This window comes from Micromonospora sp. NPDC049645, assembly GCF_040675155.1.
Classification (GTDB): domain Bacteria; phylum Actinomycetota; class Actinomycetes; order Mycobacteriales; family Micromonosporaceae; genus Micromonospora.
Window position 1 is genome coordinate 1 of the sequence record NZ_JBFAOI010000008.1, and the last position, 16,730, is coordinate 16,730.

Annotated in this window: 15 protein-coding genes; 5 read left to right on the forward strand and 10 right to left on the reverse strand. The window is 72.5% G+C overall.

What is annotated here, in order from left to right:
- Positions 1-114: 114 nt before the first annotated feature.
- Both AB0J33_RS18965 and AB0J33_RS18970 read right to left on the reverse strand, forming a co-directional pair.
- Positions 115-723 carry a VTT domain-containing protein gene (locus AB0J33_RS18965; RefSeq protein ID WP_363615224.1) on the reverse strand — a complete coding sequence of 203 codons (609 nt, stop codon included), beginning with the start codon at positions 721-723 and terminating at the stop codon, positions 115-117.
- 101 nt (positions 724-824) lie between these two features.
- Positions 825-1,508, reverse strand: a complete 684-nt coding sequence (locus tag AB0J33_RS18970) for a 50S ribosomal protein L11 methyltransferase (RefSeq protein ID WP_363615226.1) — start codon at positions 1,506-1,508, stop codon at positions 825-827.
- Positions 1,509-1,701: 193 nt separating this feature from the next.
- Between AB0J33_RS18970 and AB0J33_RS18975 the strand changes: the two genes are divergently transcribed.
- Positions 1,702-1,905 (forward strand): cold-shock protein, encoded by a 204-nt coding sequence (locus tag AB0J33_RS18975; RefSeq protein WP_007072071.1) that lies wholly within the window; start codon positions 1,702-1,704, stop codon positions 1,903-1,905.
- Positions 1,906-1,953: 48 nt separating this feature from the next.
- On the opposite strand, the gene AB0J33_RS18980 is transcribed toward AB0J33_RS18975, so the two are convergent.
- The 5 genes from AB0J33_RS18980 to AB0J33_RS19000 form a co-directional block, all read right to left on the reverse strand.
- On the reverse strand, positions 1,954-3,234 hold the full coding sequence (locus AB0J33_RS18980; RefSeq protein WP_363615228.1) for an MFS transporter: 1,281 nt from the start codon (positions 3,232-3,234) through the stop codon (positions 1,954-1,956).
- Entirely contained in the window at positions 3,231-3,806 is a 576-nt protein-coding gene (locus tag AB0J33_RS18985; RefSeq protein WP_363615230.1) for a helix-turn-helix domain-containing protein, read from the reverse strand. The genes AB0J33_RS18980 and AB0J33_RS18985 overlap by 4 nt, the downstream gene beginning before the upstream one ends.
- A 107-nt stretch (positions 3,807-3,913) precedes the next feature.
- Positions 3,914-4,786 carry a hypothetical protein gene (locus AB0J33_RS18990; RefSeq protein WP_363615232.1) on the reverse strand — a complete coding sequence of 291 codons (873 nt, stop codon included), beginning with the start codon at positions 4,784-4,786 and terminating at the stop codon, positions 3,914-3,916.
- Positions 4,787-4,944: 158 nt separating this feature from the next.
- A complete protein-coding gene (locus tag AB0J33_RS18995; RefSeq protein ID WP_363615234.1) occupies positions 4,945-6,624 on the reverse strand; it encodes a CocE/NonD family hydrolase in 1,680 nt (559 codons plus the stop codon).
- A 3-nt stretch (positions 6,625-6,627) separates the two neighbouring features.
- On the reverse strand, positions 6,628-7,143 hold the full coding sequence (locus AB0J33_RS19000; RefSeq protein ID WP_363615236.1) for a MarR family transcriptional regulator: 516 nt from the start codon (positions 7,141-7,143) through the stop codon (positions 6,628-6,630).
- A gap of 121 nt (positions 7,144-7,264) precedes the next feature.
- Here AB0J33_RS19000 and AB0J33_RS19005 point away from each other — a divergent pair, with 121 nt between their 5' ends.
- The gene (locus tag AB0J33_RS19005) at positions 7,265-9,391 is read left to right on the forward strand and encodes an efflux RND transporter permease subunit (RefSeq protein ID WP_363615238.1); all 2,127 of its coding nucleotides are present in this window, start codon (positions 7,265-7,267) and stop codon (positions 9,389-9,391) included.
- 50 nt (positions 9,392-9,441) lie between these two features.
- On the opposite strand, the gene AB0J33_RS19010 is transcribed toward AB0J33_RS19005, so the two are convergent.
- Positions 9,442-10,323, reverse strand: coding sequence for a lytic transglycosylase domain-containing protein (locus AB0J33_RS19010; RefSeq protein ID WP_363615240.1), 882 nt, complete (start codon positions 10,321-10,323; stop codon positions 9,442-9,444).
- A gap of 33 nt (positions 10,324-10,356) precedes the next feature.
- Positions 10,357-11,775, reverse strand: a complete 1,419-nt coding sequence (locus AB0J33_RS19015) for a DedA family protein (RefSeq protein ID WP_363615242.1) — start codon at positions 11,773-11,775, stop codon at positions 10,357-10,359.
- Positions 11,776-11,908: 133 nt separating this feature from the next.
- On the opposite strand from AB0J33_RS19015, the gene typA reads away from it, so the two are divergent.
- Positions 11,909-13,777 carry a translational GTPase TypA gene (gene typA / locus AB0J33_RS19020; protein WP_363615244.1) on the forward strand — a complete coding sequence of 623 codons (1,869 nt, stop codon included), beginning with the start codon at positions 11,909-11,911 and terminating at the stop codon, positions 13,775-13,777.
- 112 nt (positions 13,778-13,889) lie between these two features.
- Positions 13,890-14,750, forward strand: coding sequence for a serine hydrolase (locus AB0J33_RS19025; RefSeq protein ID WP_363615246.1), 861 nt, complete (start codon positions 13,890-13,892; stop codon positions 14,748-14,750).
- Positions 14,751-14,788: 38 nt separating this feature from the next.
- Here the strand turns inward: AB0J33_RS19025 and AB0J33_RS19030 are convergent, their stop codons facing one another.
- Positions 14,789-15,586 (reverse strand): tyrosine-protein phosphatase, encoded by a 798-nt coding sequence (locus tag AB0J33_RS19030; protein WP_363615248.1) that lies wholly within the window; start codon positions 15,584-15,586, stop codon positions 14,789-14,791.
- 44 nt (positions 15,587-15,630) lie between these two features.
- Between AB0J33_RS19030 and AB0J33_RS19035 the strand changes: the two genes are divergently transcribed.
- Positions 15,631-16,728 (forward strand): dipeptide epimerase, encoded by a 1,098-nt coding sequence (locus tag AB0J33_RS19035; RefSeq protein ID WP_363615250.1) that lies wholly within the window; start codon positions 15,631-15,633, stop codon positions 16,726-16,728.
- Positions 16,729-16,730: the final 2 nt, after the last annotated feature.

Sequence of the window (16,730 nt, forward strand, 5' to 3'; positions counted from 1 at the left end):
CGCCGTGCCCGGCGCAGGGACCAAGCCTGACCGCCCGGAGCCGGGCACGGCGGGCCCCCGCCTCCCACCGCAACCCGACCCCAAGCCCCCACGCCCCCCGGAAAGAGCACAAAATCAGCCAACGACCGAGAACAACCGCCGCCGCGCCCCCAGCAACACGACGGAAGCCAGCACCAGTCCAACCCCCATCGTGACCAGCAGCGGGCTGGGGTTCCCGGGCAGCAGCCCGGCCACCGACCGGGACGCGGTGCCCAAAGCGAGGTAGAGACCGGCCCAGGCGGCCGCGCCGAGCGTCGCGCAGCCGAGGAATCGGCGGTACGACATCCGCAGCCCACCGGCGGCGAGCGGCAGCAACGCGTTGAAGATCGGCAGGAACGGCGCGACGACCATCATCCGGCCGCCGCCACGTCGGAGGATGCCTTCCGCCGCCGCCCAGCGGGTCTCGCCGATCCAGTCGCCGATGCGGCTGTGTCGGAGCCGTTCGGAGTAGCGGCGGCCGATCAGGAAGCTCGTCGACCAGCCGGCCAGGCAGCCGACCAGCACGGCGGTGAAGGTGGCCAGCCCGGTGGTCGGGCGGCCCACCCCGACCGCGGCGAGGATCGCGACGTCGCCGGGGATCAGGACACCCAGCAGGGGTACGGCGTCGAAGAGCATGACGAGCCCGAGCGCACCCATCAGCAGCAGAACCGGTAGTTCTCCGATCTGGGTCAGCCATTGCGTCATGCGTCGACGCTATGGCCGCCGTACCACTTCGGACATCGGGTCGTAGCCCCCAGTGACCCCTGGTATCCGCCTCGGGGTCGCCCCTGAGGCGGCGCGGCGGCTCAGCAGGGTCGCAGCACCTGCACGCGGCGCAGCGACGAGTCGACCGACGGTTCGGTGGTGGGCACGGGGTAGTCGGCCAGCACCGTCAGGCGGTCCGCCGGTAGGTGTCCGCGCCCGGGGTCGCCGACCAGCACGTCGGCACCTGCGGCGGCGGCCCGCTGCAGGAACGGCAGCATCCGGTCGGCCATCGCGCGGTCGTAGAAGACGTCGCCGGCGAGGACCAGGTCGGCTTTCGTCTCGGTGCCGTCGAGCAGGTCGTCACCGGTGGCGTCGATGGGGACCCGGTTGGCCCGCGCGTTGAGGATGATGGCGGCGACGGCGTACGGGTCGATGTCGTTGGCGGTCACCTCCGCCGCGCCGGCCAGCGCGGCGGCGATGGCCACCAGCCCGGACCCGGCGGCGAGGTCGAGCACCCGACGACCGGCGACCAACTCCGGGTGGTCCAGGAGGTGACGGGCCAGGGCCTGCCCTCCGGGCCAGGCGGACGCCCAGTACGGCGCCGGCAATGCGTGCCCGGCGGCGGCTTCCATCCGGGACCACCAGACGATGGCGTCCTCGGCCAGGTGCAGTCGTACCTCGGGGACGAACGGGGTGGGCATCAACCGGAGCCGGTCCAGACCGGCGCCGGGCGCGTCGATCTCGCGTTCCAGCTTGGTCAGCGCGTCGGCTGCGGCATCTGTCATCGGCGCAAGCATGCCCCAGCGACGGTTGGTCGGGGCGGGTTTCGCATGCCGGCGCGCAGAGTTCACCCGACTTCCGCCGAAGACCTACGGCACTTCGGCCAGCGGATCGGGGTTTTGCCCGTTACTGTCGAACAGGTACGGGCGATCATCGGCCAGAGGCCGAGGGTCAGCCGCTTTGAACAGGGAGAGATGCATGGCAACCGGCACGGTTAAGTGGTTCAACTCGGAAAAGGGCTTCGGCTTCATCGAGCAGGACGGTGGAGGGCCGGACGTGTTCGTCCACTACTCCGCCATCGCGACGAGCGGCTACCGGGAGCTCAACGAGGGCCAGAAGGTCGAGTTCGAGGTGACCCAGGGGCAGAAGGGTCCGCAGGCGGACAACGTCCGCCCGATGTAGCTCCGTGCCGGTGACGGCGGCCGGTCTCCGGCCGCCGTCGCAGCGCACTCAAGACGCCACCGGGGCGGCGGGCAGGTCCCGCCGCCTCCGGATTGGCCCGACCAACAGGATCAACGGGGTGAACGCCGACCAGGCGGTCATCACGAGGATCGCTGTTCCGACGCCGTAGCGCGCGCCGATCACACCGGCCAGCAGGGCTGCCAGCGGGATCGTTCCGTAGTTGAGCAGTTGCATGCTGACCGTCACCCGGCCCAGCAGCTGGTGCGGCGTGTACGTCTGTCGGAAGGCACCCTTGACCACGTTGCCGATGGCCACCCCCAGGCCGATCAGCACGCCACCGACGGCCGGCCAGACCAATCCGATGCCGGGCGCGGCGAGTGGGATCAGCAGGGCCGGTGGGCCGGTGAACGCCCCCCCGATCAGCAGGGCCCGCGCCGTCCCACAGCGGCGGGCGAGCCTGGTGGCGAGGAGCGCTCCGACGATCCCGCCCGCACTCATCACCCCGACCAGGCCGCCCACCAGGCCCGGTTCGAGACGCAACTCACGTACCAGGAAGACCACCAGGACGGCCTGGTAGCCGATCAGCCCGATGTTGCTGGCCGCGCCGAAGAGGGTCAGCACCCGCAGGTACGGATCGCGGATGACGAAGCGCAGCCCCTCGGTGATGTCCTGACGCAGCGAGCGGGGCTTCCCCGCTCGGCGTACGCGTGGTTCGCGGGTGCGGATCCGCAGCAGGAAAACCGCGGAGAGCAGGAACGTGAGGGCGTCCAGCAGCAGCGCGGCGACGGCGCCGGTGAGCTGGGCGATCAGACCGGCGAGGCCGGGCCCGACGACGTAGCTGACAGTCTGGGTCGCCTGCAGTTTGGCGTTGCCGTCCGGCAGTTGCTCGGGTCGCAGCAGCACCGGCAGGTAGACCTGGTCGGCGGTTTCGAAGAAGACCCGCGCGACGCCCGCACCGAGGGCGACCACCAGCAGTTGCCCGACGGTGAGCCGGTCCAGCAGGGCGGCCAGCGGGACGCTGAGGAAGGCCGCCGCGCAGAAGAGGTCGCAGATCACCATCACCGGTCGACGGGGTAGTCGGTCGACCCACGCGCCGGCCGGCAGGCCGATCAGCAGCCAGGGCAGCCACGCCGCGGCGGTGAGCACCGCCACCTGGAAGGTGCCGGCGTCGAGCACGGCGACCGCGACCAGGGGCAACGCGACGGTGGTGACGTTGCTGCCGACGCTGCTGACCGCCTGACCGGCCCAGAGCAGCCGGAAGTCGCGGTGCCGCAGCAGCCCGCCGGCAGGCCGGGCGTCGGTGGGGTCGCTGCGGGTGGCGGTGGTCACGGGCGGGCCGGTACGCCGTGGACGAACACGAAGACCGGCCGACGGTCGACGTCGTCGTCGGGCACCTCCCGGTCGGCCCACCGCGCGAGGACGCCGATCAGTTCGCGACTCAGCTCGGCCAACTCGTCCGGAGTGAGGTGCAGCCAGTGGTCGGTGGAGAACGGCGCGTCGTGCCAGGTCGCCTGGGTGGTCTCGTCGACGGCGTGCCAGGCCCGCGCGAGAGCGACGTGCCGGTCCAGGTTGAGCGAGGTGGCGGCGTCGGCGACCGCCCGGGAAGCCGGGTCGGTGTCGAAGTCGGCGTTGGACCAGCTCAGCCTCCGGGTGACCAGGCGCCACCAGCGCTCGCGCCGGTCCCGGGCCAGCTCGGGCGCCTCGGTGACCAGGTCCGCGGCGGCGAGGACCTTGAGGTGGTGGCTGACGTTCGCGGGGGCCTGGTCGGTGCGTTCGGCGAGCAGACCGACGGTCGAGGGCCCGTGCACCTTGAACACGTCCATCAGCCGGCGGCGCAGTGGGTGGGCCATGGCGGCCAACACTCGGGAGTCGGTGATCTGCCGTACGTCGGGGGTGTCCATGCCGACAGCCTGACATCCGCAACGACTGTTGCGCAATACTCATTGCCCAACAGTCGTTGCGCATTGCGTCAAGAGGGGCGGCCCGGCGGCTACGAGCCGCCCCTCGCTCAGGCGACGAGCCGGCGGGCCAACTCGTCGGCTACCTGCTTGGCGATCGTGGGCGGGATCGCGGCCGCGATCTCCTCCGGCGTCAGCCCGGCCAGCACGCCCTGGACGATCGCCTCCTCGTCGGTGAAGTCCCGGTTGGACAGCGCGGTCAGCGCGGCCTGCACGGCGCCCACCTGCGCGGCGATCGACTTGAGCGTCGGGTGCGCCGGGGTGTAGTTCGGGACGGTGACATCCTCACCCATCGCCATCCGGGTGTAGATCTGCCCGACCGGGTTACGGCCGTCCAGCACGGTGAGGTTCTTGTGGACGGTGGCGAGCCAGTTGTGTTCTTCGGGGGTCATGTCGTCCTCCAGGAGTCCGATGGAGCTGAGGTAGCGGCGGAACAACGGCCGCTGGTCGCGGCCCGCCTTGATGGCGTCGCGGAAGAAACTGAAGTGGGTGTGCCAGCGGTGCGAGCTGTCGCCGGTGGTCCGCTTGCCGAGGCGGTCCCACCGCTTCACGGTGGTGCCGTCGGGGCTGTAGATGATCTCGCGGATGTCCCGGGTGTCGGCCGCGTTCGCGGCGCACTGCGCAACGCACCAGATCGAGAAACTGGGCAGGGTGTTGGTACGACCACCGGAGCGGACGTTGAACTGGCCGACGTCCAACGCCGCCGCGTCGAGGGTCAGCCCGCGCCGGTCGCGAGGCGACTCGACCACCGAGTAGTCGTTGGGGACCACCCGGTCCGAACCGCAGTGGTAGCCGCCTCGATGGGCCGTGTCGCCGACGATGCCGACCTCGCCCGGGTCCAGGTCGTCCGGCCCGGGGGCGTTGTCGAGGTGGGTGAGGAGCAGGCTTCGGACGGCCAGGAGATTAGCCGGGGCCCGGGTCATGGGGTCCCCCTTTCCGATGAACGGGGGCCGGGCATGACGTCACACCGCGTACGCGGTGCTGGGCTTTGGACGAGCCCGGCCTACTGGTGCACGGCGCCGGGCGTTGACTCAACCATAGCCCGCGTTTCCGACAAACGCCCAGCTCAGGAGGGGTCCGTTCAGAATGGATATTCAGGCGGGGCAGAGTGGACGATGGGCAGCAGCAACGCCGAGGGGTGCGCCGGATCGTGCAAGACCTGCCGCCACCCGGCACGCAGCGTCACCGCCGTGCCGAGGGGTTCCCCGGTGCCGGGGTTGCGGGCCCACCGTGGATGGGCGCCACCGGAGACCTGCACGCGCAGCCGGTGCCCGGCGGCGAACCGGTACGCGGTCGGCCAGAGCAACACCGGAATCCGCAGCACCCCGGAGGGGTCGGCCGGGAAGCGCTCGGGGGTGACCCGCACCAGGCCGTCGCAGACGTTCCACGAGCGGCCCCGCCGGTCCACGTCGCACAGCCGCACGAAGACGTCCAGGTGCGACAGTTCGCTGCGGACGTGGATCTCGGCGCTGACCGGACCGATCACCTCGACCGGCCCGGTCAACGAGGCACTGGTGTAGGTCAGCACGTCCGGGCGGGCCTCGACCGTCCGGTTGTCCACCGGGCCGGCCCGCTGGGCGACGAGCAGTGGCCCACCCGTCGACGGGGTGGGGTCGGCGGGGTCGTAGCGGAACCGGTCCGGTGGGGACGGGACCGGGGGCCGTATCGCCAGCTCACCGCCCGGATGCAGGTGCCAGGCGGTCGCGACCGCCGGCGGTGGCCAGTCCGGCAGTTCCCGCCAGCCGCCACCGGCACCACTGACGTAGAGCCGCACGGGCGGGTCGGCGGGCCGGGACCGCCCACCCGCCGGTGGCCCGGTCGGCAGGTGTTCGTCGAGCCAGGCCAGCCCCTCGCGCAGCGCGGCCACGAACAGTCCGGGGCTGCCGTGCGTCCACGGGCCGATCACCAGGCGCGGCCGTGTGCCGGCGGCGCGCAGCACGGCGTGGTCGTCGAGTTGGGCGGGCAGGAAGATGTCGTGCCAACCGCTGACCATCACCACCGGCGCCCGCACCTTCGCGACCTGGTCGGCGAAGACCCGGGTCCGCCAGTACGCGGCCTGCGGGGTGTGGTGGCGCAGCCACTCCTGGAAGAACGGGATGGTCACGCCGGTGGCCACCTGGTCGGCCTCGGCCAGCGGCAGGTGCTCCAGCGCGGCGGCCAGCCGGGGCTGCCCGCGTTTGAGTTCCCACTGCCGGGCCAGCCACGGCACGGTCTGCGCGTGCAGCAGCTCCGCCCAGGTCAGCACGGTGTCCAGGGCGAAGGACTCCCCCGCGTACGTCGAGTCGCGGGTGGCCGAGGCGGTCACCACCGCGACCATCGCGCGCAGCTCCTCGTCGGCGTCGGCGGCCAACGCCCACTGCGCGAAGCCCTGGTAGCTGACCCCGAACATGCCCAGTTGGCCGGACCACCAGGGCTGGCGGCGCAGCCAGCGCAGGGTGTCCACACCGTCGTCGCGTTCGTGCACGAGCGGGGCGAACGTCCCACCGGAGCCGCCGGTGCCCCGACAGGACTGGATCACCGCGTGTCGACCCCGCGCGGCGAGCAGCCGACCGAGCAGCCGCAGTGGTCCACCCCGGCCGTAGGGGGTGCGGATCAGCACGGTCGGCGCGTCCCGGACGCCCGGAGCGTAGTGGTCGGTGCGCAGCAGCACACCGTCACGGGCCGGCACCGCGAGGTCGCGGGTGACCCGCACCGGGTTGGGACGGGTCGGTGGCAGGCGCAGTGCGGCGCTGGCGAGGCGGGTGACGAGCCGGTGCGGCACCGCTCAGCCCGTCGGGCGGCGGGGCGGCTCGGGCCGGGCGGCGCGCACGTCGTCCCGGTGCCCGCGCAGCGACTCGCTCATCTCCGCCAGGAACCGGTGCACCACCTCCAACTCGTCCTCGCCGAAGCGGGCCATCACCGTGTCGGTACGGGCGCCCAGCGGCTGGAAGAACTCCATGGCCAGGGCGGCGCCCTGGTCGGCGTAGTGCAGCAGCACCTTGCGTCGGTCGACGGTGTCCCGGTCGCGGCGGATGTGCCCGGCCCGCTCCAGTCGGTCGATCAGGGCGGTGACCGAGCCCGAGGAGAGGTTCAGCTGCTCACCGAGGCGGCCGGGGGTGATCGGGTCACCGAGCAGCTCGGCGTCCATCACCGCGATCAACGCCTGCAGGTCGGTCGGGTTGAGGCCGTGCAGGTTGGCGAAGGCGTGGCCGACCTGCTGGGCGTCCGCCGCGTACCGCCGGAGGTTGTTGGTGATCTCCGCGACCAGCTGTTCGCGGCGCGTGTCGCGCCGCCGGTACATGCCGTGAGTCGCCACCTCGCGCCGCTCTTCCCGTCGTCGGTCCCCCGGGTTGCAGCATAGAACAGCCGTCGATAATCTCGACTATCAAGATACTTGTCTTTCAAAAGACCTGGGGCAGCTGATGTCTGTGTTCACCCGAGTCGCTCGCGGCCGACTGGCGGCCTGGCTCACCGTGGCCGCCGCGATCGTCGTCGGCGCGGCCGTCTTCGCCACGCCGCAACCGGACAACCCGGCGCCGGTCTCCGCCACCGGCCTGTCCGCCGGTTGGCAGTCGACCCAGGTGCAGCGGTTGCAGGAGCAGTTACCCGCCAGCGACGTGCAGCCGGCCATCGTGGTGGTCAGCCGCGCCGACGGCGGCGCGCTGAGCGAGACCGACCGGGCCACCGTCGGCGCTCGCACCGACGACCTGCGCCGCTTCGCGGTGGGTGGGCAGGTCAGCCCGGCCCAGGTCTCCCCGGACGGCGCGGTGGCCCTCGTCGCCGTGCCGCTGGACACCGCCGGCGGGCAGGACGTCGTCACCGACACGGTGACCCAGCTGCGCACCGCCCTGGCGGACCTGCCCGACGGGCTGACCGCCGAGGTGACCGGCGCACCGGCCTTCACCGCCGACCTCTCCTCGGTGTTCGACGGCGCCGACGTCACCCTGCTCGCGGTGACCGCCGCCGTGGTCGCGCTGCTCCTGCTGATCACCTACCGCAGCCCGTTCCTCTGGATCGTGCCGCTGGTCGTGGTCGCCGCGACCGAGCAGCTCACCCTGCGCGCGGTGGACGTCATCGTGCCGGCCGTCGGCATCAACCTCCAACAGGGTCAGGTCACCGGCATCGCCAGCGTGCTGGTCTTCGGCGCCGCCACCGACTACGCGCTGCTGCTCATCGCCCGCTACCGGGAGGAGTTGCGCCGCGAGGAGGACCGGTTCGCGGCGATGCGCGCCGCGCTGCGCCGCACCGCCGAACCCATCGTCGCCAGCGGCGGCACCGTCGTGCTCGGCGTCCTCACCCTGCTGCTCAGTGAGCAGGAGACCAACCGGGCACTGGCGGTGGCCTGCGCCACCGGTGTGGTCTTCGCCATGCTCTCGGCCCTGTTCGTGCTCCCCGCCGTGCTGGTGCTCTTCGGGCGTGGCCTGTTCTGGCCGTTCGTGCCCCGCGTCGGCGGCCCGGTGCGCGAGGGTCGGTTCTGGGGTCGGCTCGGCGCCGCCGTGGAACGCCGCCCGGTGGTGGTCGCGACGCTGGCCACCCTCCTGCTCGCCGGCCTGGCGCTGGGCGGGCTCGGCATCCGTACCGGCCTGTCCGAGACCGAACAGTTCCGGTCCGAGCCCGAGGCGGTGACCGGGGCACAGACCCTGGCCAGGGCGTTCCCCGCCGGCAGCACCCAACCGGTCGCGGTGATCACCACCCCGGCGGCGGTGCGGGCGGTGACCGACGCGGCCGCCGCGGTACCCGGTGTCGCCTCGGCCCGCCCCGGCGACGCCGGTGCGGCCGTCGCCCAGGTCGACGTGGTCCTCGACGCCGAACCCGGCACCACCGCCTCGGACCGCGCGATCGAGGCGCTGCGTACGGCGGTCGCCGCCGTGCCCGACTCCGCGCCGCCGGCCGCCGCCGACGCCGACGCGCCGTCCGGGGCGATCGTCGGCGGCTCGGTGGCCGCCACCTACGACTCCGACGAGGCCAACGACCGTGACCTGCGGCTCATCCTGCCGATCATCCTGCTGCTGGTCGGCGCCGTGCTCGTGCTCCTGCTGCGTGGCCTGCTCGCGCCGCTGCTGCTGGTGCTCACCGTGATCGCGTCGTTCTTCGCCAGCCTCGGCGCGGCCTGGCTGCTCTTCGACCACGTGCTCGGCTTCCCCGCCCTGGACAGCGGGGTGCTGCTGCTCGCCTTCGTGTTCCTGGTGGCGCTCGGGGTGGACTACAACATCTTCCTGGTCACCAGGGCCAGGGAGGACGCTCGCGGCGCCGGCACCCGCGCGGGGATGCTCTCCGCCCTGCGGGTCACCGGCGGCGTGATCACCAGCGCCGGGGTGCTGCTCGCCGCGGTCTTCGCCGTGCTCGGTGTGCTGCCACTGATCACGTTGACCCAGATCGGCGTCATCGTCTGCATCGGCGTCCTGCTCGACACCCTGCTGGTCCGGACGGTCCTGGTGCCGGCGCTGGCGTTCGTGCTCGGCGACGGCTTCTGGTGGCCCGGCCGGATCACCCGCGACCCGGCGCGGGCCACCCCGACATCACCGGAGCCGGTGGCCGCGCACGACTGACCGACGCTGCGGCGGGGCCACTTCGACGTCGACGTGGCCCCCCGTCGGGGTCAGTAGTCCAGGCAGACGCACTCGCTCATCAACGCCCGCACGTTGCGCACGTACGACGGGTTGGGGATGGTCAACGGCTCCCCCTCCCGCGCCACCGCCCCGTGCCCGAAGTTGTACGCGGCGATGACCGCGTTGAGCAGGCAGGAGTTCAACTCGGCGGTGCACAGGGCCGGGTCGAGACGGAAGTCGGACTCGAAGTACATGTCACCGATGTACTTCGTCGCCCAGGCCAGGTAGGTCGCGCCGAGGTAGGCGTTGTCCTGGTAGACGTCGATCTCGTAGCTCTTCTCGAACCGCTGGTTCATCCAGGTCGCGGTGCCCGGCATCACCTGCAACAACCCGACCCCGCCGTCGCAGGCGTAGATGTTGGACTGCCAGCCGCTCTCCTGCCAGGCGGTGGCCTTGAGCAGGTTGAGCGGGATCTTGATGTCCGGTGCGGAGACCGGCCAGTAGGTGCGCTCCGCCGCGTCGGTCAGCGCCGCCTTCACCGCGGCCCGGCTCGCCTGGGTGCCCTTGTAGGTCGGCTTGCAGGAGGTCGGCGCCGGTTTCGGCGGCGCCGGCGGGACCTCGGTCTCGGTGGGCGGCTTCGGTATCGCGCGAGGCTTCGGCGCCGCGCGGGTCGGCTTCTTCGGCGGCGTCGGCGTCGGCTTCGGGGTCGCCCGGGAGGTCGGCGCGACGCCCATCGACTCCACCGCGCTCACCGACGGGCTCGGCTCCCCGCCGACCTCGTCGGACGGGGCATCCGTCGCCGCGTCGGTGGCAGCGACCGGCGCGGCCAGGCCCTGCGGACTCTCGCCCTTGCCGGCGCAGCCGACCAGGGCGCTGGCCAGCAGGAGCCCGGCGAGCACCGCGGCGCCCCGCCGACCGGTGTGTCGAACCATGCCGTTGCCTCCCCCAGTGGTCGTCGCCGCACCCTAGCAAGGCTCGACCGGCCGGCGGTGCCCCTTCGACGGTCCTCGGGCCTGCTCGGCCGGCGACTCGCGGTCCCCCACCGCCCGGTCCCGGGTGGCCCAGGCCACCATGAACACCACCGTCCAGAGCACCCCGAGCAGCACCGCCGCGGCGGTGCCGCTCGCCGTGTCCAACCCGAGGTAGAGCCGCGCGCCGCCGACCCCGAGCACCCCGGCCGCGGCGGTGGTCCAGGCGGCCACCGCCACCGGCCACCGGGCGCTGCGCGACACCAGCCAGGCCAGGGTGCAGAAGCTCGCCGCGACCACGGCGTTCTGGGTGGACAGCGCCGCCACCTCACCGCCGCCCGGGCCCGTGCCGTTCGGGCCGGTCAACTCGGCCACCACGGCCAGCACCACGAGCGGCACGAACGCGCCCACCGTGCCGACCACGCTGAGCAGGTCCGCCCGCCAGGGCCGGTTGCGCCACGCCAGCACCGCCGCCACCAGCGCCACCAACAGGATCAACACCGACCCCCGTACCACCGACACCACGACCAGGGTGGCCTCGGCGGCGTCCGGGGTACGTCGAGCCGCGAACCATCCCGCGATGGCGCCGTCCAGCGCGGCCAGCCCGCTGTTGCGTACCGCCACGGCGAGCAGACCGGCGATGGCCAGCCCGGCGGCGAACAGCAACACCAGCCCAGCGGCCAGGTTCAGCAGCAGCGTCCAGGCCGGGCCCACCCGCATGGCGACCAGGAAGAACAGCACCCCGTAGCGGGCGGTGAGCCAGCGCACCGGGGGCAACGCCCCCGCGCGGGACAGCAACGCGCGCACCGGGTCGGGGTTGCGACCCAGCCACCGCCCGACGAGCACCACACCCACCAGACCGGCCAGCAGCAGCAGCGCCACACCGGTGGCCCGGCCGAGCAACCGGGAGACCGTGTCGTACGACTCACCGGCGAGGTGACCCAGCAGCACCGAACCGCCCACCCAGGTCACCACCCCGGCCAGGTTCCACAGCGCGAACCGCCGGTACGGCATGCCGGCCGCACCGGCCAGCCGAGGCACCAGGGTGCGGGCGAAGGCCACCCACCGGGCGGCGAACACACCCCGCCCACCGAGGCGGGCCAGCATGGCGTCGGCCCGCGCCCACCGCGCGGGCCCGACCCGGTGACCCAGCCCGGCGCGCAGCCGGGGGCCGTACCGCCGCCCGGCGCGAAAGGCCAGCCCGTCGCCGACGACCGCCGCGACGATCATCGCGAGCAACGCCGGCCCGAGCCGCAAGGTACCGTTGTAGGTGAGGAAGCCGACCAGCAGCAGGGTAGCCTCACCCGGCACGAGCAGGCCGAAGATCACCGCGGTCTCGCCCGCCACGATCAGCGCGGCGACCAGGTAGATCCACAGGGTGGGCAGACCCTGCACCCAGGTCAGCAGGTCGTGCACTCAGGCCCCCGGGACACGGGAGCCAGCATGCCAGCCGGGGGAACCACCGGCACAGCGGTTTCACCATAGATCAGGGGCACCTGGGGGTGACCCCGACGCAGCCTGCGCGAGCGCAGGCGGAAGGATAGAGGGTATGCAGCTTCGCACCGACCTCCGCAACGTCGCCATCATCGCTCACGTCGACCACGGCAAGACCACCCTGGTCGACGCCATGTTGCGGCAGGCCGGCGCGTACGGCGCACGCGGCGAGAACACCGAGCGGGTGATGGACTCCGGGGACCTGGAGCGGGAAAAGGGCATCACGATCCTCGCCAAGAACACCGGCGTGCACTACCTGCCGGCGGACGGCTCCGACCCGGTCACCATCAACATCATCGACACCCCCGGCCACGCCGACTTCGGCGGTGAGGTCGAGCGCGGCCTCACCATGGTCGACGGTGTGGTGCTGCTCGTCGACGCCAGCGAGGGCCCGCTGCCGCAGACCCGCTTCGTGCTGCGCAAGGCGCTGCGGGCGCGGATGCCGATCATCCTGGTGATCAACAAGGTGGACCGTCCCGACGCCCGGATCAAGGAGGTCGTGGACGACACCTACGAGCTCTTCCTCGACCTGGACGCCGACGAGGAGCAGATCGACTTCCCGATCGTCTACGCCTGCGCCCGCGACGGCATCGCCTCGCTGACCCAGCCCGCCGACGGCTCGGTGCCCGACGACAGCACCTCGCTGGAGCCGCTGTTCCGCACCCTGCTGGACACCATCCCGGCACCCGCGTACGAGGACGGCGCGCCGTTGCAGGCGCACGTCACCAACCTCGACGCCTCGCCGTTCCTCGGCCGGCTGGCGCTGTGCCGGGTCCGCCAGGGCACCATCAGCAAGGGTCAGACGGTGGCCTGGTGCCGCACCGACGGCAGCACCCAGCGGGTCCGCATCTCCGAGATGCTGATGACCGAGGGCCTGGAGCGCAAGCCGGCCGAGACCGCCGGACCGGGCGACATCATCGCCGTCGCCGGCATCCCGGAGATCATGATCGGCGAGACGCTCGCCGACGTGGAGAACCCGGTCGCGCTGCCGCTGATCACCGTCGACGAGCCGGCCATCTCGATGACCATCGGCACCAACACGTCGCCGCTGGTCGGCCGGGTCAAGGGCTCCAAGGTCACCGCGCGGATGGTCAAGGACCGGCTCGACAAGGAGCTGATCGGCAACGTGTCGCTGCGGGTGCTGCCCACCGAGCGACCGGACGCCTGGGAGGTGCAGGGCCGCGGCGAGCTGGCACTGGCCATCCTGGTCGAGCAGATGCGCCGGGAGAGCTACGAGCTGACCGTCGGCAAGCCGCAGGTCGTCACCAAGGAGATCGACGGCAAGACCTGCGAGCCGGTCGAGCGGCTGACCATCGACGCCCCGGAGGAATACCTCGGCGCGATCACCCAGCTCCTCGCCACCCGCAAGGGTCGGATGGAGCAGCTGGTCAACCACGGCACCGGCTGGATCCGGATGGAGTGGCTGGTCCCGGCGCGCGGCCTGATCGGCTTCCGCACCGAGTTCCTCACCGACACCCGCGGCACCGGCATCCTGCACCACGTCTTCGAGTCGTACGAGCCGTGGTTCGGCGAGCTGCGCACCCGCAACAACGGGTCGCTGGTCGCCGACCGGGCCGGCGCGGTCACCGCCTTCGCGATGATCAACCTCCAGGAGCGCGGCCAGCTCTTCGTCGACCCGACCACCGAGGTGTACGAGGGCATGATCGTCGGGGAGAATTCCCGCTCCGACGACATGGACGTCAACATCACCAAGGAGAAGAAGCTCACCAACATGCGGGCGTCGACCTCCGACGAGACGGAGAAGCTGATCCCGCCGCGCAAGCTCTCCCTGGAGCAGGCGCTGGAGTTCTGCCGCGAGGACGAGTGCGTCGAGGTCACCCCGACCGCGGTGCGCATCCGCAAGGTGGTGCTCGACCAGCAGCAGCGCGGCCGGGCCGCCGCCCGCCGCAAGCACGCCGGCTGACCCCACCAGCACCCCGACACCGGGCGCGTCGGCCGCTTGCGGCCGGCGCGCCCGGTGTCTTCCGCCACGGGCACCCGAACCCGCCCACCGCTGATCCGCTACGGTCACCGGCATGATCTGGGATGATCTCGACGCCCACCTGGACCGGGTGCCCGGCGCCGTCTCGGCGTACGTGGGCCGGCTCGACGCCCCACCCACCTGGACCCGCCACCCGGACGCCACCCACTACGCCGCGAGCACCATGAAGGTGGCGGTGCTCGCCGCGCTGCACCGCGCCGCCGACGCCGGCACCCTGGAACTGGACGCCCCGGTCCCGGTCGTCAACGAATTCGACTCCGCCCAACCCGGCGCACCCCGGTTCCCCTGCGCACAGCCCTACGACAACGACGACGCGGTCTGGGACCGGCTCGGCGACACCGCGTCCCTGCGCTGGCTGGCCGACCGGATGATCGTGCGCTCCAGCAACCTGGCCACCAACCTCGTTCTCGGTCACGTCGGGCTGCCCGCGGTCGCCGAGGTCTGGGCGCTCGCCGGAGCCCGCAACAGCGTCACCGGCCGCGGCATCGAGGACTTCGCCGCCCGTGCGGCCGGCATCACCAACACCGTCACCGCCGCCGACCTGGCCGCCCTGCTCGGCGCGCTGGCCACCGGGGCCACCACCCCCGGCGACCTCGCCTCGCCGACCGCCTGCACCGCCATGCTGGACGTCCTACTCGCCCAGGAACACCGCGAGGACCTGGCCGCCGGCCTGCCCGAGGGCACCCGCATCGCGCACAAGAACGGCTGGGTACGCGGCGTCCGCCACGGCGCCGGCGTGGTGCTCCCCGACGACGCCCCGCCCTACCTGATCGCCGTCTGCACCACCACCGACCCGGCCGACGGCACCGCCGGTGCAGACCACGTGGAGGACGACGCCTGCCTGCTGATCGCGCACGTCTCGGCGCAGGTCTGGGCCGCCCGCCACCAGCTCTGACCCGACAGCCTCGCCCCACGCCCCCACCGGCGCGCCGGTCACTCGAGCAGCTGCGCCCGCAGCGCCGTCAGCTCGGAGTCGGTGAGACCCAACCCGTCGCGCAGGTACGCGTCGAACGAACCGTGCACCCGGCGCACCTCGTCGTAACCGGCGTCGAGGTACTCGGCGCGGACCTCCAGCACCGGCAACACCGCGTCGACGTCCAACTCGGGACTCCGCCGCCGCATCGCCTCGACGATCACCGCGCGCAGACTGTCGGTCAACTCGTTGTTGCGCAGGTAGTCCGCGCGGATCGCCGCCTCGTCCACCCCGAGCGCCGTCAACAGGATGACGGTCAACCAGCCGGTGCGGTCCTTGCCGGCCGAGCAGTGGTAGAGCAGCGGCAGGTTCTCCGGCCGGGCCGCCAAGCGCACCGCCTCGGCGAAACCGACCCGCGCCGACTCGCCCGTGACGAACCAGCGGTAGATCGCCGCCATCGCCCCGCCGGTCCCCTGCCGGGCCAGCTCGGCGTACGCGTCCAGGTCGTGACCGAGCAACACCGCCGACACGTACGTGAAGACCGGGTGCTCCGGATCGTGCACCGGCAGGCGCACCACCCGTGGCTCACCGGCGAGCCGATCCGCCGGAGCGACCGCGATCTCCGTGGAATCACGCAGATCCACGACGCACGCCGGCCCCAGCTTCGCGAGCACCGGCAGGTCCTCGTCGGTGAGCCGCCCCAACGCCGGCGTACGGATCAGCTGACCCACCCGGACCCGCCGCCCGTCCGCGCCGACCAACCCGCCCAGGTCACGCGCGTTCGGTGCACCCACCAGCTCCCAGCCCTGCCCGGTCATCCGGTCTCCCCTCCCACCGTGAACCTGCGTATAGGGTGCCCTACATGACGATCTCGGCGGTACACACCCACCGGGTTTCCGCTCCCCTACACACCCCGTTCGTCACCGCGTTGCGTCGTACCACCACAGTGGACACGCTGATCGTCGAACTCGTCGACAGCGACGGCCGGTCCGGCTTCGGGGAGGCGCCCCAGGTGTGGCAGGTCACCGGAGCGTCGGTCGCCGGGGCGCAGGCGTGCGTCCGCGAACTGCTCGGCCCGCAGCTGATCGGCCGTGACCCGGACGACCTGGTGACCCGTTGCGCCGAGGTGCAGCGCGCGGTGGTCGGCAACGAGGCGGCGAAGGCGGCGGTGGACGTCGCCCTGCACGACCTCGCCGCGCAACGGCTGGGCGTACCCCTGGTGCGGTTGCTCGGGGGCACCACGCTGCGCGTCCCGACGGACGTCACCCTGGCGGCGGGCGACGCCGTGGACCTGGCGGCGGCGGCGCGCCAGCGGCAGGCCGACGGCTTCGAGGTGCTCAAGTTGAAGGTCGGCACCGACGCGGCCACCGACCTGGACCGGGTCCGAGCGGTACGCGCGGCCGTCGGCCCCGGCACCCGGATCCGGCTCGACGCCAACCAGGGCTGGACGCCCCGGGAGGCGGTCCGGGTGATCCGCGGCATCGAGGACGCCGGGCTCGACGTCGAGTTGGTCGAGCAGCCGGTGATCCGCTGGGACCTGGACGGGCTGGCCTGGGTCAGCGACCGGGTGTCCGTGCCGATCCTGGCCGACGAGGCGGTCTTCGGGGTCCGCGACCTGGTGGAGGTGATCCGCCGCCGGGCCGCCGACCTGGTCAACGTCAAGCTGGCCAAGTGTGGCGGGCTGCACCCGGCCCGGACCCTGCTGGATCTGGCCACCGCGCACGGGCTCGGCACGGTGGTCGGCTCGATGATGGAGAGCCAGGTCGGCATCGGGGCGGCGGCGAGCCTGGTCGGCGCGTACGGCACCACCGCCGTGGCCGACCTGGACGCGGCGTGGTGGCTGGCCTGGTCGCCGGTGCAGGGCGGTATCCGCTACGACGGCGCGACCGTGGTGCTACCGAACTCCCCTGGCCTGGGCATCTCCGGAATTGCTGAAGCTAAGGTGCAGGCTCGCGGTTGAGG